Here is an 18,165-nt window from a genome sequence, read left to right as displayed (position 1 = left end):
CGCCATAACAGCGGAATGCTCACATTCACGCTTCACATCCCCGAAGAACTCCACACCCGGCCCACCGCTCAAGCGGCCGCCGACCGGCGGCCCCTCAACGCCGAGATCCTGCACCTACTCGAGATCGCCCTCGACGCCGTCAGGGCGACGACGAATCACCCTGACGGCGATTCCTCTGCCCCTGCCCTGGCTCCACAGGGCTCGCATTCACACCCGACCTGAAGACCGGGGCACCCTGCAAGGAAACGAGGTGGGTGTGACCGCAGAACTGCTCGACGACGCCGCCCGGTTCGACGTACGGCGTGTCCTCTACATCAGCAGCACGAGTGTCTACGGACACGCCCTGGTACCCACCGACCGCGCGGTCTGGGTGGACGAGCGGCTCATGCCGCTTCCCCGGGACATCTACGACGAGACCAAACTGGCCGCCGAGGACCTGGTCGCCGCCTGCGGCGTTTCCTCGGTCACGCTGCGCATAGCGCGATGCTTTCCCGAGCCGCTGCCCGTACGGGCCCGCCACCTGCTGCACCGGGCGGTCGACGTGGCCGACGTCGCGGCGGCGGGGGTGCTGGCCGTGACGCACTCCTCGGTGACCGGCAGGTTCAACATCTCCGGGCCGCACCCGTTTCGTCGAGAGGACTGCCTCGCCCTTCACCATGACGCGGGCGCGGTCCTCGCCGGCCGGGCTCCGGACGTCTTCGAGGCATTCCGCGACCGGGGATGGCGTGTACCGGACCGTCTGGACCGGGTCTACGACCCGACCGCCGCGGAGAACGCCTTCGGATACCGCCCTGTTCGCGGAGTCCGGCAACTGCTGCGCGATGCCGCCGACGGGCAGAGCCCATGAGCGGCCCGCGAGGCCGCGCGGCAAGACGGCGCCCGCAGCGGACGTCATAGAATTCAGGCGATCAAATCTCTGGCACGAGCGAACTGGTGGACATTGCCGTGACAGCATCAATGGCGTGCAGGAGGATCCTTTCTTTCGAAGCGGGATCCGTCTACGCGTGGGAAACCATTGAGGGCGCCACCGGGAACGTCCTGATCGATCCGGAGGCATCGGTCGCCCGCGCCTGCACGCCGGAGGGAACATCCCTCGGCGGGATGATCCTCGACAAGAACGTCGGGAACGTGGAGTACCCCGACCCGGACCCGGCACTCCGCCGTGCGTTCCTGATCGTCGCATCGGCGATCCTCCGGGAGGCGGAGCGGCAGGGGCGGCTGCCCGACAAGGTCACGCGTACCTACTGGTAGGCGTCACGTCACGACCCGGGAGGCCGCGCACTCCGGGATCGGCCGCGGGCACGGGACGGACCCGTCCCACGCCCCGCCGGAACCGCCCGCCCGCTGTGGTCGTCTTGTGCGCTGACTGTGTACGTGGCGGGGACATGGGGGAAGTTGTGACGCGGAACGTGACGAAGGCTGGTCTCCTGGTGGTGGCCATGGCAACGGTGTTCGGGGCCTCCGCCTGCGGCGGGGACGCCGGCGCGGCGGCAGGCGGGACGCCCTCCTCGCGCAAGGAGGGGGCGGCCGTGACGCCCTTCGGGGACAAGGCGTCCTCCGGCTGGGCGCCGACGTCGCACGGCACCGTGGGGACGTCGTCCGGGACCGGGCCGGCCGCGGCGAGGGCCACGACTCGGCAGGTGCCGTGGAATCTCGACATTCTCGACCAGCGGTCGCGGCCGCTCAACGGGAAGTTCACCACCACGGCCACGGGCAAGGGCGTTCACGTCTATGTGATCGACACCGGAATGGACATCGCCCACAAGGAGTTCGGCGGACGCGCCCGTCTCGGCGCCGACTTCGTGGGCCCGAAGGACTCCGGTGACTGCTTCAGCGAGGCAGGCACCGGCCACGGCACGTTCGTCGCGGGCGTCATCGGCGGGGCGAAGTACGGGGTGGCCCCCAAGGCGGAGCTCGTACGGGTCCAGGGCATCGTGTGCGAGAGCGAGGGCGGCGGCTCCCCCGCGGCGGCGGAAGCGGCCCTGGTGAAGTCGGTCAAGTGGGTCACCGCGCACGCGCAGAAGCCCGCGGTGGTGAACATGTCGCTCAACCTCGACCACCGGTCGACGGCTCTGGAGTCCGCCGTGAAGAAGATGGTCGACGCGGGGATCCCGACGGTGGTGTCGGCCGGCAACTTCCACGACGACGCCTGCAAGCACTCTCCGGCCGGTGTACCCGGCACGATCGTCGTGGCGGCCTCCACCTCGAACGACCGCGCGTGGACCGACAGCGGTTCCTACGGATCGGGCTACGGACGGTGCGTGGACCTGTACGCCCCCGGCCAGAAGGTGACCGCCGCCCTCGCCGGCGGCGGTACGACCACGGAGAACGACGGCGCGACGTCCTGGGCCGCACCGCACGCGACCGGCGTGATCGCGCTGTATCTGTCGGCACACCCCCACGCCACGGCTCACGAGGTTCACGTCTGGCTCGACCACACGGCCACCCGCGGTGTCGTCCGTGGCGTGCGCTCCGACACTCCCAACAGGCTGCTCAACGCGGGCGGCCTCTGACCGGTATTTCCGTCGCCCGTCTCACGCCGTGGCCTGGCAGCGCTGTCCCAGGAGCGTGGCATTTCCCTCAGGGGTATGAGGACTTCGACTACGTTCCAGTGGTCGTTCCAGTGGTTCTTGGAGCGGGAGCAGGTCGTTCCGCAGGCCGTGGTGCGGTCATGTCGAGGAGGAGCACGGCGTCGTGGTCGGGGCTGCCGGGTTCAGCGGTGTAGACGCCGATGCGCTGGCCGGGGGTCCCTTCCACGTGCAACGACTGAGACGTGAGGGTGAGCGTGCCGACCTGGGGGTGCCGGAACGTCTTGTGGGCGGGTTTGCGTCCGGTGACCTCGTAGCGTTCCCACAGTCCGGCGAAGTCGGGGCTTTTGAGGAGGAGTTCACCAACGAGGTTGGTGAGGTCGGGGGCGTCGGGGGCGGTGCCCGCGACGGCGCGCAGGCGGGCGACGCAGGCGGTGATCTGCCGGTCCCAGTCGGGGAACAGGTCGCGGGCCGCCGGGTGCAGGAACAGGTAGCGGGCGAGGTTGCGGTGCTTAACGGACCAGTCGTCCAGGCCCGCGTACAGGGCGAGGCCGCCGGGGTTCCAGGCGAGCAGTTCCATGCTGCGGCTGATGACGTACGCCGGGTTTGGGCGCAGCGACTCGAGCAGCAGTTTGAGATGCGGGCGAACGGTGCGGCTGGGTGCGGGCGGTGGTTCTGCGACGTAGCGGGCGGCCCGGGCGGCGAGCTCGCGCAGGTGCTGGTGCTCCTGATCGTCCATGCGCAACGCGCGGGCGAGGGAGTCGAGGACGGCGGGGCTGGGGCGGGTCTCCCTGCCACGTTCTAGGCGTACGTAGTAGTCGATGCTGATGCCGGCAAGGGTGGCCAGCTCCTCGCGGCGCAGGCCGGGAGTGCGGCGGATGCCGGCGCCGACGGTCAGGCCGGCGTGCTCGGGGCTGGTCTGGGTCCGGCGGGCACGCAGGTAGCGGCCCAGCTCGGCGCCCTCGCTGTGCGCGTTCTGGGATGCCATGACTCCAGTTTCACGCGCCGCGCATCCGCCGTGCAGCCGGGAAGGGGGCCCTGTCATTACCCCCGAAGAGCACGCCCTGCCACACCGGCGCGATCCGGGCCAAGGTGAAGGGGTAAGACGCCGACACCCCGAATGACGCGAGTGGTCGACGCGGGCACAGCCTGTCGGCCCGGACGACCATGAGATGTCGGGCGACACCACGATGCGAAGAGGGCGAGATGCGGTACATCAAGCTGCGTGACCTGGAGGTTTCCCGGATCGGGCTGGGCGCGATGGGCATGTCCCATGGCTACACCGGCTCCGGCACCGACGACGCGGAGTCGATCAGGACCGTGCACCGGGCGCTGGAGCTGGGCGTCACGCTCATCGACACGGCCGAGATCTACGGCCCCTACACGAACGAGGAACTGCTTGGACGGGCGCTCAAGGGTCGGCGGAACCAGGTGGTGTTGGCCACGAAGTTCGGACTGGTCTCGCACGGCGGAGAGGGCGCCTGGAATCTGGACTCCAGCCCGGCCAACATCCGCACCGCGGTCGAGGGCTCCCTGAAGCGGCTCGGCACCGACCACATCGACCTGTACTACCAGCACCGGGTCGACCCGAACACGCCGATCGAGGAAACCGCCGGTGCTGTCGGAGAGCTGATCGCCGAGGGCAAGGTGCGCGCTTTCGGGCTCTCGGAGGCCGGCCCGGACACGATCCGCCGCGCCCACGCGGTCCAGCCGGTGACTGCGGTCCAGTCCGAATACTCCCTGTTCACCCGCGGTATCGAGGAGCGCATCCTGCCCGTGCTGCGGGAGCTGAATATCGGCCTGGTGCCGTTCTCCCCGCTCGGCCGCGGTTTCCTGACCGGCACCGTCCGCTCCACCGACCAGTTCGACGAGAACGATTTCCGCCGCGACAACCCCCGCTTCACCGGCGAGAACTTCCAGCGCAACCTCGTACTCGCCGACCAGGTCAAGGCCCTGGCCGATGAGGCCGGTGCCACGCCCGGGCAGGTGGCGCTGTCCTGGCTGCTTGCCCAGGGCGACGGCATCGCCCCGATCCCCGGCACCAAGCGCGTCAGCCGGGTCGAGGAGAACACCGCCGCCGACGCCGTCACCCTGACCGCCGAGCAGCTCGACAGGCTCTCCAGCCTGCCGCCCGCCGCTGGCGACACCCACACCGAGGCCCAGGCCAGGATGCTCGAACGCTGACGCCGCCTCGACGCGACCACAGCCCACCGCCTGTTTGGAGCAACCCCTCATGCGTGCAGCAGTGTTGTACGGCGCCGGCGACGTCCGCGTCGAGGACCGGCCCGACCCGAAGATCGTCCAGCCGACCGATGCGGTGATCCGCGTGGTCGCCTCCTGCGTGTGCGGCAGCGACCTGTGGCCCTACGCGTCCATGCCCGCCACCGACACCGGCCGCCCCATGGGCCATGAGTTCCTCGGCGTCGTCGAGGACATAGGCACGGACGTGACCCGCCTCAAGACGGGTGACCTGGTCGTCGCTCCGTTCACGTACAGCGACAACACCTGCGACTACTGCGCCAAGGGCCTGCACATCTCGTGCCGCAACGGCGGCCGGTACGGATTCGACGGTGTCGACGGCGGGCAGGGCGAAGCCGTCCGCGTCCCCTACGCCGAGGGCACCGTGGTTCAGCTGCCGGTGGCCGCCGACTCCGCGCTGCTGCCCTCTTTGCTGGCGCTGTCCGATGTGATGACCACCGGCCACCACGGCGCCGTCACCGCCGGCGTCACCCACGGCGACGCGGTGCTCGTGGTGGGCGACGGCGCGGTCGGCCTGTGCGCCGTCATCGCCGCCAAGCGGCTCGGCGCCGAACGGATCGTGCTCGCCGGCCGCCACGAAACCCGCACCGACTTGGGCCGCGAGTTCGGCGCCACCGATGTGGTCGCCGAGCGCGGGGAAGAGGGCATCGCACGTATCCGCGAGCTGACCGGCGGCGTGGACAAGGTGATCGAGGCCGTCGGCACCCGCCCGGCCCTCGACACCGCGCTCGGTGCGGTCCTGGACGGCGGAACCATCAGCCGCCTGGGAGTCCCCCAGTACGAGCGGGGTCCGATCGGCCCGGCCGAGTTCATGCGCAACATCACCCTGGCCGGCGGCGCCAGCCCCGCACGCGCCTACGTCGAGCAACTGCTGCTCGACGTCCTGGACGGCACCATCGCCCCCGGCCGCGTCTTCGATCACACCTTCACCCTCGATCGGACACCGGATGCCTACCGGACCATGGCCGACCGCCAGGTCCTGAAGGCCCTCATCCGCCCCTGACCACCCGCTCCCACCCGCACAGCGCGAAGGATGTTCCGCTCATGCAGACCGTCACCCTCAACAACGCCGTCGAGATGCCGCTCCTCGGCTTCGGCGTCTATCAGATTCCCGCCGAGGACACCGAGCGCGCCGTCTCCGAGGCGCTCGCCGTCGGCTACCGACTGCTGGACACCGCCGCCGCCTATGGCAACGAGGAAGCCGTGGGCCGCGCCATCAAGTCCAGTGGTATTCCCCGTGAGGACCTGTTCGTCACCACCAAGCTGTGGGTCCAGGACGCCCCCGCGCAGGACAACACCAAGCGCGCGTTCGATACGTCCCTGAACAAGCTGGGCCTGGACTACCTCGACCTGTATCTGATGCACCAGCCCTTCGGCGACGTCTACGGCCAGTGGCGCGCCATGGAGGCCATCAACCGCGAGGGCTCGGCCAAGGCGATCGGCGTCGCCAACTTCTACCCCGACCGCCTGATCGACCTGATCGTCAACAACGAGATCGCCCCGGCCGTCAACCAGATCGAGACGCACCCCTTCTTCCAGCGCGCTGGCTACCAGGAACTCCTGCGCGGGCACGGGGTGCAGATCCAGTCCTGGGGCGGCTTCGCCGAAGGCAGGAACGACCTGTTCACCAACCCGCTGCTCGCCGAGATCGGCGAGGAGTACGGCAAGTCGGTCGCCCAGGTGGTGCTGCGGTGGCTGACCCAGCGCGGAGTCATCGCCATTCCGAAGTCCGTACGTGCTGAGCGGATGGCCGAGAACATCGACGTCTTCGACTTCCAGCTCACCGGTGAGCAGATGGCCCGGATCGCCACGCTCGACACCGGCAGCTCGCTGTTCTTCGACCACCACGACCCCGAGATCGTCACCTGGCTCGCCGAGCGCCGCCTGGACGTCTGACCCGCGCGTCCATTCGAGGGTCGAGCGACAGGCCGGGCAGAGGGCCGTTACTCGTCCCTTCCAGCGAACACTGAGAGTGACGTCTGGGCTGGTGATCGTTGTCCCCATGGCGGCCGGTGGCTGACGAGGCGCGGTGCTAGGAGACTGTCTATGGGAGATCTGCGTCACGTCTGAGCACTCGAAAGAGCGAACAGGCCGACCAGCCCGTCTCAGGTTTACGGCCGATCGGCCACCGGGTGCCCATCGGTCGTGAGATGTGGCCACGGAATCCGAGATCCCACAGTTGAAGTCCTCCGGGTCTGTCGCGGAGGTCTTCCATGCCCCGAACCGTCTGGTCCGGCGCCATCTCGTTCGGCCCGGTCACCGTGCCCATCCACGTGGTCAACGCCCGGGAGGACCACAGCATCCACTTCCACCAGGTACACCTGGAGGACATGGGCCGGGTCCGGATCCGCAAGATCTGCGAGATCGAGGCGTTCGTGCCGCTGGACTCCATCGACCCGATCCAGATCGGCGACGGCTACTACCTCCAGCCCGACGGCAAGGTGGCCGCCAAGCCCTACACGCTTCTGCGGAAGGCGCTGGAGCGTTCCTCGAAGGTGGCCGTGGCGAAGTACGCCTGGAGCGGCCGCGAGCGCCTCGGCCTTCTCCGGGTCCGCGACGACGTCATCGTCCTGCACGCGATGCGCTGGTCCGACGAGATCCGCGACCCCGCCGAACTGAAACCGGACGAGGTCGAGCTCACCGACGCGGAGATCGCCCAGGCGGAGCAGCTCATCGACCGGCTGACCCGGGACGACCTGGAAGGTGAGGAGTTCACCGACCGGTACACCGAGGCGGTGGAGCAGCTCATCGAAGCGAAACGGGAGCACCGCGAACCGCCCGCGGCCGAGGAGCCCGAGGAGGCGCCGGGGCAGATCGTCGATCTCATGGCCGCGCTCAAGGAATCCGTGGCCAAGGCCCGCAAGTCCCGGGGCGACGACGCCACGGTCCAGGACCTGCCCAGGAAGAAGACCACGGCCAAGAAGGCCGCGGCCAAGAAGACGGCGGCGCGAAAGCCGCGGCGCAGCGCCTGATACCTGGCCGGTGCCTGCCCGACACGTGGCCCATGCCTGAGGAGCGGGGGTGCCGGCTCTGGCGCCCCCGGTGGCGCGTCGGGCCAGTGCCACCGCCCTGTCGGGGCGTGCGGAACGCCGGTCAGGCCGTGGCGGCGGGACCGGGCGGGATGTGAACGGTCATGATCAGGTGGCAGGTCTGATCTCCTGAGCCGCGGTAGGTGTGGGGGGTGTCGCCCTCGAAGGTGGCGGTCTGCCCGGTCTCCATGGCGTACTCGGTGCCGTCGACGACGAGCACCATCTGTCCGGCGGTGACGCTGACGGTCTCCACGACACCGGCTTGATGCGGATGGCTGGGGTATTCCTCGCCCGGTTCCAGTTTCCAGCGCCAGACCTCGACCGGAGCCGGTCCCGAGGTGGTCAGCATCAGCCGCGCCTCGCTTCCCTTCTCCCCGGCCCACAAGGGCATGACGGCATCGGCGGTCACCACCCGGACGCGGCCTTCGGCAGGGCCCTCCATGAGTGCGGACACCGAGACGCCCAGGGTATCGGCGAGGCGGACCAGGGTGGCGAAGTTCGGGTTGCCCTGGGCCTTCTCCAGTCCGACCAGGGCGCCCTTGCTGACCTTGGCGCGGCGGCCGAGTTCGTCCAGGGACAGGCCGGCGCGGGTGCGGGCGGCTCTGACGTTGTGCGCGAGCGTCCGCAGTGCCGCTTCGGTCTCGGCCATCGGTCTCCCCTCCTGGCAGCGTTCATCGCACTGCACCACACAGTCGTTCGGTTGACCAGCTCCGGTCGGTGCGTTGTACGGTGTAGTCGTTCCATTGATAGTAAGGGATGTCCCCGTGATCGCTCTGCTGCTGGCCCTGGGCAGCTCTCTGGCCTACGGATGCGCCGACTTCCTCGGCGGCCTCGGCGCCCGCAAGGCCCATGTCCTGCGCACGGTGATGATCGCCGCGCCGGCCTCGCTCACCGTCGAGCTGCTGCTGTGGCCCTTCCTCGGCGCCTCCTTCTCACCGGCGACCCTCGCCTGGGGCGCTGCGTCCGGTGTCGCCTCGGCCGCGGCGTTCGCCCTGCTCTACCGAACGCTGGCGATCGGCCCGATGAACGTCCTCTCGCCCCTCACCGCTCTGATCTCGGCCATGCTGCCGGTGGGTGTCGGTCTGGTGCAGGGTGAGCAGCTGGGTCCGGCCGGGCTGGTCGGCCTGCCGCTGGCACTGGCGGCGGTGGTACTGGTCAGCGCCGGAGGCGGAGCCGGTACCGCGCGCCCGTCGCGTACCGCGCTGCTGCTGGCCTTCGGCGCCGGGGCCGCCATCGCGCTGCAGCTGATCTTCCTGCACCAGGCGCCCACGGACAGCGGCGTCGGACCCCTGATCGTCGGCCGTGCGGTCTCCTCCGCCGTCACCCTCGCCGCGGCAGGGCTGATGTACCGCCGCCTGGGCTCGGAGAAGCCCGCGTACGCGATGTCGGCGGCGGCCGGTGTGCTGGACTCGGTGGCCAATCTGCTGTTCCTGCTCGCCGCCCGGAGCGGCGACCTGGCCGTCGTCGCCGTGATCACCGCCCTGTACCCGGCCGGCACCGTCCTGCTCGCCCGCGGCATGCTCGCCGAGCGGATCCACCGCGGGCAGCTGATCGGCCTGGGCACCGCCGCCGTCGCCGTCGGCCTCCTCGCCGTCACCTGACCCCGTACACGCCCGGAAGGGATCCCGCATGTGCATCCAGCCCTGAGGCGCCGCCCTCGACGACGCCGAACGGCGGATCCGGATCGCCGACGGCCACGACTTCGGCATCCGTCGGCTCACCGAACGCGACACCGGCCTGGAGCCGCCCACCGCGGCCCGGCAGCCGCGCCGTCCGGACCGCGTCGGCCCCTGGAAACCCTGACCGCGCCCCTCATCCACCCCCACCCGGAACGGACCCCCGGATGACCACCTTCCGTATCGACCCCTCCGTCGCCGACGCCTTCCCCGGCACTCTCATCGCCGTCGTCACCGCCTCCGGCCTGCGCGGCGACGAACCCTGGCCCGCCACCGCCACCGCCCTTCAGGACCTGGAGCAGCGGCTCGCCGACGCCACCTGGCAGCCCGCGGACGAGAACGATCCGCGCATCGAGGCCTGGCACACCGCCTACCGGTCCTTCGGCACCAACCCCCGTCGCACCCGGCCCAGCGTCGACGCCCTCGGCCGTCGTCTCGCCAAGAAGGGAGCCCTCCCGCGCATCAACGCGGCCGTCGACTCCTACAACGCCGTCTCCGTGCGCCATGGCCTGCCCGCCGGCGCCTTCGACCTCGACCACGTCACCGGGGACGTCGAGATCCGCTACGCCGACGGCAGCGAGACCTTCACCCCGCTCGGCGAACCCGACGCCGTCGAGAACCCCCGCCCCGGAGAGGTCATCTACGCCGACACCACCGACGTGCTCACCCGGCACTGGAACCACCGCGACGCCCACCGCACCCGCGTCACCCCCGGCTCCACCCACGTGGCCTTCATCCTCGAAACCGTCCACGCCACCCGCGACGGACACCTTCTCAAGACGGCGGCCGAGGAGCTCCAGGATCTGCTCGCCCCGCACGCCGCGCGGACGACGGTGCACTACCTCAGCCCCGACACCGCCGCCTGAACGGGCGGGAGACGTGCCCGGTCCCGCGATGCCCCCGCACCTCGCGGTCAAGGCGGCGGAGTCCGAGTGCTCAGAGTGCCGGTTCGGGAAGCTCTCCGGGCTCGACCACGACGACCTCGACACGGGTGCAGCCGACCGCCTCCAGCGCACGCCGACGCCGCGTGGCGGAACGCTTGTCGTAACGGCCCGCGGACGCCTGCGACGCACCGTCCGGGTCGGTCCACGTCAGGCTGTACCGGCGCTTCGCAGTCGACATGCAGCCATTCCTCTCTGGCATCACCGGCTCACACGGGCGCACCCGGACCGGTTCACGGTTCATACGATCAAGCAGCTTCACATGCCGGGGACCTCACCGGAAGAACCATCGGGTGTGGCGGAAGTCATCGCTTCGCAAGAGAGCCCACTCCGCCGGCGCGTCCCGGGCCGACTGGTCCCGGTCCGGTGTCAGGGGCAGGAATTGGGGTGCCTCGCCGTGGACGCGGGAGGGGGCGCCGTCGCGGTCTACCGACAGGCGATCCCGACCCTCCCTCCCAGGAACACGATCAAGCCATTTCTTCCTTCACACGAACGGCACAACAGGACCTAGAGTGTGCGCGTGACCGAGCAGAACCCCGAACTCATCGCCGGCCGCTACCAGCTGGTCGAACGCATCGGCCAAGGCGGCATGGGCCGGGTCTGGCGTGGCGTGGACCAGCAACTCTTCGGACGGGAGGTCGCCGTCAAGGAGATCCTCTTCCCGCCGGGGATGGAGGACGCCGACCGCGCGACGCTGCTCGGGCGTTTCGCCGCCGAGGCTCGTGCGGCAGTCACTCTCAGCCACCCAGGAATCATCACGATCCATGACGTCGTGGAGCACCAGGGCGCCCCGGTGATCGTCATGGAGTTCATCCGCGGGCAGTCCCTGGCGGACGCCATCCGCGGGCGGGGCCGGCTGCCCGTGCAGCGAGTGGCCGAGATCGGGGCCGCCATGCTCGACGCGCTCGCCGAGGCGCACGAGGGGCGGATCGTCCATCGCGACATCAAGCCGGACAACGTGCTCCTGACCAAGGACCGGGTGGTCCTCACCGACTTCGGCATCGCGCACCTCGCGGACGCCACGACCAAGCTGAGCCACAGCGGGATCGTCATCGGCACGCCGCAGTACATGTCCCCGGAGCAGTTGGAGGGCAAGCGCCCGACCCCCGCCAACGACCTGTGGGCGCTCGGCGCCACCCTGTACCACGCCGTCGAGGGGCAGCCGCCGTTCGAGGCGGAAGGTCTCCACGCCCTGGCCGTGGCCGTCTTCACCCGCCCGCACCGGCCGCCGGTCCACGCCGGGCCGCTCGCGCCCGTACTGGAGGCGCTGCTCACGAAGGATCCTGAGCAGCGGATGGGCGCCACCGAGGCCGCCGGGCTGCTGGCGTCGGTGCTGCGCTCCTTCCCGGCCCGGGACGACGCGGCCGCCGAACCGGGGCCGGAGCACGAGCGCAAGCCCGAGCCCGGGCGCGGTCCCGCCCCGGACGCCGCGACGGAACACGCACCGCCTTCTGTGCCCCCGAAGCCCCGCAAGCCTCCCAAGGCCTCGACGCCGGGTACGCCGCATGAGCCCACGGTCCTGGACTCCGGGGCGACCCCGGCCGACTCCTGGCCCCGTATTCCGGACCAGGACCCCGTTCGGGACCATCACCCTGTCCCGGACCCGGACCTGGTTCCGGACGAGCCCCCCGTCCCGAACCAGGACTCACTCCCGAACCAGGATTCTGTCCGGGACCAATCACGCGTTCCGGATCGGGACCCCGTTCGGGACCTGCCTCCCGCCCCGGACCGGCCGACCGACCCGCCGTCGGTCCCCGTACCCACGCCCCCGACCGAGGACTTGGTCTGGCCGGGAACGACGGCCGAGATGGAGACGGGCGAGCCGAAGCCGGTACGGTCCCACGCTCTCACCCGGCGTTCCGTGGTTCTGGGCGCGGCACTCGCCACGCTCGCGGCCGGTTCCGCTCTGACCTGGACCCTCTCGGGTGATGACAAGACATCCGGCGGTGGCGGAGCTGCCGGCGGCGCCGCGGGTTCCGCCGTGACGGTGGTGATCGGAGTGGACGCACCGCTCACCGGCGGTATGTCCTCGATGGGCCTCGGCATCCGGAACTCCGCCGACCTCGCGGTCAAGACCGCCAACAAGAAGAAGCTCGTCCCCGGCGTCAAGTTCGAGATCAAGTCCCTCGACGACGCGTCCGACCCCGCCAAGGGCCAGGAGAACGCCGCCGGTTTCGTCTCCGACGCGAAGGTGCTGGGGGTCGTCGGACCGTTGAACTCCAGCGTGGCCCGGACCCTGGTGGCGCCCCTGGCCCAGGCGGACCTGGTCAACATCTCACCGGGCAACACCGCTCCCGAGACGACACTGGGCCCCGACTGGGCGGCGGGCACCAAGTCCCGTCCGTACGACACGTACTTCCGCACCGTGGCCACGGACGTGGACCAGGGTCCGTTCGCCGCCCGCTACCTCCACGCCGAGGGCGGCAAGAGCAAGGTGTACGTCATCGACGACAAGAGCCCCTACGGCACCGGCCTCACCGCCGGTTTCACGGCCGAGTTCAAGAAGCTCGGCGGAACCGTGGTCGGCGCGGAGCAGGTCGATGACGGCCAGACCGATTTCTCCGATCTCGCCGCGAGCGTCCGGGCCTCGGGCGCCGACGCCGTCTACTTCGGCGGCTACTACGACACCGCGGGACCGCTCTCCAAGCAGCTCAAGGAGGCTGGGGCCGACATCCCCCTCATGGGCGGCGACGGCATGTTCACCGAGGCGTTCCTCACGTCCGGCCCGAAGGCCGACGGCGACCTCGCCGTCAACATCGGCGTGCCCGCCGAGGAACTGGCGGGCGGGGCGGACTTCCTCGCCCGGTACCGCGAGGCCGGGTACACGGACGACGCCGGCTGGTACGGACCGTACGCCTACGACGCGACCTGGAGCATCGTCGAGGCCGTGAAGGCCCTCGTGAAGGCCAACGGCGGCGAGCTCCCCCGGGACGCCCGCGCGAAGATGCAACAGGCCGTGTCCCGGCTCGCCTTCGACGGGGTCACCGGCCGCGTCGCCTTCGACGAGTACGGCGACACCCGCAACCGGGCTCTGACGGTGTGCTCGGTGACCGGCGGCCGCTGGACCACCGTGACCAGCGGAGCCGCGCCCTCTTGAGTCCGACAGGCCCAAGGACCGGTACGAGTCCCTGTTCTCGTACAGCTACCGCCAGGTGGCGTGTAGCACCGAGCAACTACTCGGGGCCGCGGTCGCGTTGCTGGAGGCCGGCGAAGTCGGCGTGCGCGGTCTCGACGGCTTCCGGGTACGCCTGGGTCTTCTCGTGCTCGGCCGGCGCCCGGTAGATGCTGGAGAGGCTGTGGCACTGTCCCTAGCGGCGACCAGCGGGCATCCGCACGTACAGGTGTTGGTGCCCAGCCCTGATTCCCCGTCATCCGCAGCGGTACCTGTATGAATGCGCCCCTCCGCTTGGTATCCCTAGGACCCCTAGTTTATATCTAGATACCCTAGGATCTTGGGGGGGGCGCATGGCGCGGGCCGGGCTGACGGCGGAGCGGGTGACGGTCGCGGGCACCGAGCTGGCAGACGAGGTCGGGCTCGACCAAGTGACCATGTCACAGGTGGCGCGACGGCTCGGCGTGAAGGACGCGAGCCTCTACACGCACGTCCACAGCCTGGAGGATCTGCGCGGACGGATCGCGCTCCTTGCGGCGGACGAGAAGACCATCCGTATCGCGGAGGCGACCGCCGGGCGGGCGCACAAGGACGCGCTGGTCGCGTCTGCGAACGCCTGGCGGGAGTACGCCCACAGGCATCCGGTCCGCTACATGGCGACGCAGGCCCCGATCCGGATCGACCCTGAGCTGGCCGCAAAAGCGCCCGGACCACGGCGCGCGGTCGAGCGGACCCACGGCATGCTGCGCGGCTACGGACTGGCCGAGCCGGACCTGACCGACGCGGTCCGGTTGCTGCGCAGCACATTCCACGGGTTCGTCGCCTTGGAGGCCGCGGGCGGGTTCGCGCACCAGCGTTCGCCGCAACACTCCTGGGTCCGCGCCCTCGACGCCCTGCACACCCTCCTGGAGCACTGGCCCCCGTCCCGAGAAGGAGACTCCTCATGACCGACCCGACCATCGGCAGCCTGCGCGTGACCGGTGCGACGCTGCACTACGAAGTGCGCGGCCAGGGACCGCTCCTGCTGCTGATCCCCGGAGGGACGGGCGGCACGGCCTCCTTCGACGCCATCGCCGACGACCTGGCCGCCGAATACACCGTCGCGACCTACGACCCACGCGGCATGTCCCGCAGCACGCTGGACGACACGGAGGCCGAGCAGCGAGTGACCGAGCACGCCGATGACGCGTTCCGGATACTGGAACTGCTGTCGCCCGATGAGCCCGCCCGGGTGTTCGGCGCCAGCTCGGGCGCGATCGCCGCCCTGCATCTGCTCACCACCCGTCCCCAACGCCTCGAACGTGTCGTGGCGCACGAGCCGCCGGTGGTGGAGGTCCTGCCGGACGCCGCCGAGCACCGCGCGCTCATCGCACGCGTGCAGGCGACGTTCCACGCTCAGGGGCTCACGCCGGCGATGGCCGTGTTCGCTGCGGGTCTGAAGAAGGACGTCGACACCACCGAGCCGAAGGCCGAGACCAAGCTTCCGCCACAGGCGGCGGCGCGGGCTGAGCAAACGATGGCCGACCTGCCGTACTTCGTCGGGCGCATCGTGCCCGGCTTCATGTCCTACGCCCCGGACATCCCCCAGCTGGAGGCGCTGTCGGACCGGCTTGTGCTCGCCTGCGGCCAGGATTCACGCGGCGAGCTGCTCTACCGTCCTGCCGCTTTCCTGGCCGAGCGCCTCGGCACGGAACTCCAGCACTTTCCAGGCGGGCACACCGGCCTGACCACGCATCCCGCCGAGTTCGGCGAACTCCTTCGGAAGGCCTTCCGCGCCTAGCCCGTTTCGTGATGAGTTTCTGCGTGATCCGCAGTCAGAGGTCATGATTGGTGCGCTGCAGCCGAGAATGTGGTCGAAGCGCGCACCGACCGAATCCGCTGAGAACCGGACACGAGACACCGAGGAACCAGAGATGCGTACCCTGATCAGCACCGCTTTCATCTCGCTCGACGGCGTCGTGGAGGCCCCGGGCGGCGAGCCCGGTTACCGGAACGCCGGGTGGACCTTCAAGGACATCGATTTCCTCCCCGAGGCTTACGAGATCAAGGGCCGGGAGCAGAAGGAAGCCACCGCGATGTTGATGGGCCGGATCAGCTACGAGGCGTTCAGCCCGGTATGGCCCGGCATGGAGGACTTCGCCGACTACAAGGTGATGCCGAAGTACGTCGTCTCCAGCACCCTCGCCGAGGACGACCTGGTGTCGAACTGGGGCGAGACGACGATCCTGCGCTCGCTCGACGACGTCGCCGCGCTGAAGGACACCGAGGGCGGCCCGATCATCGTCCACGGCAGCGCCTCCCTGAGCCAGGCCCTTTCGGACGTCGGCCTGATCGACCGTTACCACCTGCTCGTCTTCCCGATCCTGCTCGGGGCGGGCAAGCGGCTCTTCAGCGCCACGGACAAGGACGCCCAGAAGCTCAAGCTCGTCGAGCACGAGGTCTACGCCAACGGTCTGCAGAAGAACGTCTTCGACGTTGTCCGCTGACAGGGTTCTCCCATTCGCTCTGCCGTCGCGTCCCCGGACGTGGCACTCGTGGGACAGGCCTGCTCAGCGGGCGTTGGATCAGCGCGCGGACCAGAGGAGGATGCCCGCGATGTGGAGCCCTGCCAGGTAGATGGTCGCGGTCTTTTCGTAGCGGGTAGCAATGCCGCGCCACTGCCCTTTTCCGCACGACCCCCCTCCGAACCCGCCGTACGAGTTTCCCGTAACGGGCTCTCCAGTGACCTATTTCGTGACGCTGCTGGTTGGCTTTCCTGAGCGGATCGTGTCATGGCAACGGGTGCAGACAACCAGAGTCTTGCGCCGTTTCTGCAGCACCGCCTACACCACTCTGAAGACCGTCACCAGTGGCGGCAAGGGGACGCTGAAGACCACCACCACGGCCAAGGCGGACGGCTACTACCGCTTCCTCTTCACCGGCACCTCCACCACCGGCCCGGCCACGGCGACGGGCGACTTCGTCGACGTCAGGTGACGATGCCGGACCGTTGCCGTTGCGGGGGCGGACCGACCCGCCCCCGCAACGGCACGGCAACGGCAACGGCAACGGCAACGGCAACGGCTGAGCGTGTCGCTACTGCGGGTCGCGCGGGGCGAGCCGTTCGACCTCGGTCCTGACCGTCTCGCGCAGTTCGTCCGGCGTGAAGCCGAGTCCGCGCAGGACCTGCGCCGCCGTGCTCTCCTCGGCGCGGATCAGGCCCAGCAGCATGTGTTCCGTGCCGACCCAGTCGTGGCCGAGGTCCACCGACGCCTGGCGCGCCTGTTCGATGGCCTCCTTGCTCTCCGGACGGAACGCGATGTGACCCCGCAGCGCCTTCTCCCCGGCCGGCGGCATCGCCTCCTCGATCACGTCGCGGACACGCTGCTCCGACTCGGCTTTCGCGAGCAGCAACTCGTACGCCATGCCCTGCGGTTCACCGAGCAGGCCGAGCAGGAGGTGTCCGGTGCCGATGAAGTCGTGCTTGTACGTCCGGGCGGCTTCCTGCGCCAGCACGATGCTGTGCCGGTTCAGGTTGGTGAACCGCTCGAACGGTGCGGGCGCGTGGCGTTGCTGGGCGGCCTGCTTGGACACCCCGATGGCGTCGCCGATCTGCGTCCACGACGCGCCGGTCCGCTTGGCCTTGCTGACGTAGTGGTCGATGAGCTGGTCACCGAGGTCGGACAGTGTCTGGGCGCGAAGTCGCGCTTCGCTGATGCGGGACAGTTCGTCGGCTTCGGGAAGTTCCTCGTCGAGTCGGGCGATCAGGTCGGCGAGGCTGATGTCGAGTGGACTCATGCGTCAATCTTAAGTTGACGATGCGGCATCGTCAACTTGTAATTGACGATGATCTCGGTTCTGCGCGGAGACCGCCGATCCGGCAGAGCGGTTCGCCCGCCGCGCACCGCGCGCGCCCACGAACGGGTCCAAGCCCGCAGACCACACCGCCCGCGGACCGCACCCGCCGACGCGACGCCACCGAACGCCCTCGCGCGCGACGAGCTCCCCTGATCCGACCGGTCGTCGGCGCCACGCCCTCCAGGCCGAACACCGCCCCAGGGGTGTAGAGAAGAACGCGTCCGGATGTCACCCCCAAGATCCTTGCCTTACCGGACCGATGCGCGGCGACCCACGGCATAGCGACTTCGTTCAAGCCATTCCGGTCCGGTGTTTCCGAATTTCGGTCAGGAGTTTCCGCATTCTGGTGCGCCGTGAACGGAATCGCGCGGGACTATCGCGGACGGCGACTCCGTGCCCATTTCCCGTACACCCGCGTCACGGTGTCCAGATGGCGAGCAGAGCCCCGCTCAGCGCTCCCGCGAGCGCGCCTTCCAGGGTCGCGCGCAGGCTCTGGCCGAGCGCACGCAGTCTGCCGTGATCGGCGCCCGGTTCGTCGGCCTCCCGCAGGATCCGACCGGCGATATCCCAGGCCAGCCGCCGCTGTTCGTCGTGCAGGCCCAGAGCGGGGAGGGCTTCGCCCACCGCCCGTGCGAACTCCGCGAGCCGGGTGATGTCCAGCGCCACCACCGGCTGATGCTGCACGACGGTGTTGTTGTCCCCGATCGTGAACGGCGCGGAATTGTCGCCTCCGATCTCCACGTGACAACCGGCATCGTTCTGCCCTGTCATGCGCATATCTCC

The 18,165-nt window shown here is 69.7% G+C and carries 19 protein-coding genes; 14 read left to right on the top strand and 5 right to left on the bottom strand.

Features of this window, described 5'->3' with window-relative positions; translation table 11 throughout:
* Positions 1-4 precede the first annotated feature (4 nt).
* The 3 genes from OG485_RS41430 (at position 5) to OG485_RS41420 (ending at position 2,513) form a co-directional block, all read left to right on the top strand.
* The gene (locus tag OG485_RS41430; RefSeq protein WP_328674839.1) at positions 5-847 is read left to right on the top strand and encodes an NAD-dependent epimerase/dehydratase family protein; all 843 of its coding nucleotides are present in this window, start codon (positions 5-7) and stop codon (positions 845-847) included.
* Positions 848-945: 98 nt separating this feature from the next.
* Positions 946-1,251: a hypothetical protein gene (locus OG485_RS41425; RefSeq protein ID WP_328674014.1), complete on the top strand. Its 306-nt coding sequence runs from the start codon at positions 946-948 to the stop codon at positions 1,249-1,251.
* A gap of 158 nt (positions 1,252-1,409) precedes the next feature.
* Positions 1,410-2,513, top strand: coding sequence for a S8 family peptidase (locus tag OG485_RS41420; protein ID WP_328674013.1), 1,104 nt, complete (start codon positions 1,410-1,412; stop codon positions 2,511-2,513).
* An 88-nt stretch (positions 2,514-2,601) separates the two neighbouring features.
* Here the strand turns inward: OG485_RS41420 and OG485_RS41415 are convergent, their stop codons facing one another.
* Positions 2,602-3,516 (bottom strand): helix-turn-helix transcriptional regulator, encoded by a 915-nt coding sequence (locus tag OG485_RS41415; protein WP_328674012.1) that lies wholly within the window; start codon positions 3,514-3,516, stop codon positions 2,602-2,604.
* 218 nt (positions 3,517-3,734) lie between these two features.
* Between OG485_RS41415 and OG485_RS41410 the strand changes: the two genes are divergently transcribed.
* The 4 genes from OG485_RS41410 (at position 3,735) to ku (ending at position 7,759) form a co-directional block, all read left to right on the top strand.
* Positions 3,735-4,712 (top strand): aldo/keto reductase, encoded by a 978-nt coding sequence (locus OG485_RS41410; protein ID WP_328674011.1) that lies wholly within the window; start codon positions 3,735-3,737, stop codon positions 4,710-4,712.
* Positions 4,713-4,761: 49 nt separating this feature from the next.
* Complete coding sequence (locus OG485_RS41405) at positions 4,762-5,790, top strand: zinc-binding dehydrogenase (protein WP_328674010.1); 1,029 nt, start codon at positions 4,762-4,764, stop codon at positions 5,788-5,790.
* A gap of 41 nt (positions 5,791-5,831) precedes the next feature.
* A complete protein-coding gene (locus OG485_RS41400) occupies positions 5,832-6,683 on the top strand; it encodes an aldo/keto reductase (RefSeq protein ID WP_328674009.1) in 852 nt (283 codons plus the stop codon).
* A 317-nt stretch (positions 6,684-7,000) separates the two neighbouring features.
* Positions 7,001-7,759 (top strand): non-homologous end joining protein Ku, encoded by a 759-nt coding sequence (gene ku, locus OG485_RS41395; RefSeq protein ID WP_328674008.1) that lies wholly within the window; start codon positions 7,001-7,003, stop codon positions 7,757-7,759.
* A gap of 121 nt (positions 7,760-7,880) precedes the next feature.
* Here the strand turns inward: ku and OG485_RS41390 are convergent, their stop codons facing one another.
* Positions 7,881-8,465: a helix-turn-helix domain-containing protein gene (locus OG485_RS41390; protein ID WP_328674007.1), complete on the bottom strand. Its 585-nt coding sequence runs from the start codon at positions 8,463-8,465 to the stop codon at positions 7,881-7,883.
* A gap of 115 nt (positions 8,466-8,580) precedes the next feature.
* Between OG485_RS41390 and OG485_RS41385 the strand changes: the two genes are divergently transcribed.
* Together OG485_RS41385 and OG485_RS41380 are read left to right on the top strand one after the other, a co-directional pair.
* The gene (locus OG485_RS41385) at positions 8,581-9,417 is read left to right on the top strand and encodes a DMT family transporter (protein WP_328674006.1); all 837 of its coding nucleotides are present in this window, start codon (positions 8,581-8,583) and stop codon (positions 9,415-9,417) included.
* A 242-nt stretch (positions 9,418-9,659) separates the two neighbouring features.
* A complete protein-coding gene (locus tag OG485_RS41380) occupies positions 9,660-10,358 on the top strand; it encodes a B3/B4 domain-containing protein (protein WP_328674005.1) in 699 nt (232 codons plus the stop codon).
* Positions 10,359-10,428: 70 nt separating this feature from the next.
* On the opposite strand, the gene OG485_RS41375 is transcribed toward OG485_RS41380, so the two are convergent.
* Positions 10,429-10,614 (bottom strand): hypothetical protein, encoded by a 186-nt coding sequence (locus tag OG485_RS41375; protein ID WP_326783281.1) that lies wholly within the window; start codon positions 10,612-10,614, stop codon positions 10,429-10,431.
* 339 nt (positions 10,615-10,953) lie between these two features.
* Between OG485_RS41375 and OG485_RS41370 the strand changes: the two genes are divergently transcribed.
* The 5 genes from OG485_RS41370 (at position 10,954) to OG485_RS41350 (ending at position 16,521) form a co-directional block, all read left to right on the top strand.
* Positions 10,954-13,530: a bifunctional serine/threonine-protein kinase/ABC transporter substrate-binding protein gene (locus OG485_RS41370; protein WP_328674004.1), complete on the top strand. Its 2,577-nt coding sequence runs from the start codon at positions 10,954-10,956 to the stop codon at positions 13,528-13,530.
* Positions 13,531-13,898: 368 nt separating this feature from the next.
* Positions 13,899-14,492: a TetR/AcrR family transcriptional regulator gene (locus OG485_RS41365; protein WP_328674003.1), complete on the top strand. Its 594-nt coding sequence runs from the start codon at positions 13,899-13,901 to the stop codon at positions 14,490-14,492.
* The gene (locus OG485_RS41360; RefSeq protein WP_328674002.1) at positions 14,489-15,325 is read left to right on the top strand and encodes an alpha/beta fold hydrolase; all 837 of its coding nucleotides are present in this window, start codon (positions 14,489-14,491) and stop codon (positions 15,323-15,325) included. Before OG485_RS41365 ends, OG485_RS41360 begins: the two co-directional genes overlap by 4 nt.
* Positions 15,326-15,458: 133 nt before the next feature.
* A complete protein-coding gene (locus OG485_RS41355; protein WP_328674001.1) occupies positions 15,459-16,031 on the top strand; it encodes a dihydrofolate reductase family protein in 573 nt (190 codons plus the stop codon).
* A gap of 313 nt (positions 16,032-16,344) precedes the next feature.
* Positions 16,345-16,521 (top strand): hypothetical protein, encoded by a 177-nt coding sequence (locus OG485_RS41350; protein ID WP_328674868.1) that lies wholly within the window; start codon positions 16,345-16,347, stop codon positions 16,519-16,521.
* A gap of 99 nt (positions 16,522-16,620) precedes the next feature.
* On the opposite strand, the gene OG485_RS41345 is transcribed toward OG485_RS41350, so the two are convergent.
* Together OG485_RS41345 and OG485_RS41340 are read right to left on the bottom strand one after the other, a co-directional pair.
* Positions 16,621-17,322 (bottom strand): Clp protease N-terminal domain-containing protein, encoded by a 702-nt coding sequence (locus tag OG485_RS41345; RefSeq protein WP_328674000.1) that lies wholly within the window; start codon positions 17,320-17,322, stop codon positions 16,621-16,623.
* Positions 17,323-17,799: 477 nt separating this feature from the next.
* On the bottom strand, positions 17,800-18,153 hold the full coding sequence (locus OG485_RS41340; protein WP_328673999.1) for a hypothetical protein: 354 nt from the start codon (positions 18,151-18,153) through the stop codon (positions 17,800-17,802).
* Between the last annotated feature and the right edge of the window lie 12 nt (positions 18,154-18,165).

Origin of the sequence: Streptomyces sp. NBC_00328 (assembly GCF_036139655.1) — a bacterium.
Taxonomy (GTDB): domain Bacteria; phylum Actinomycetota; class Actinomycetes; order Streptomycetales; family Streptomycetaceae; genus Streptomyces.
This window is presented reverse-complemented; position numbering and strand designations above follow the sequence as displayed.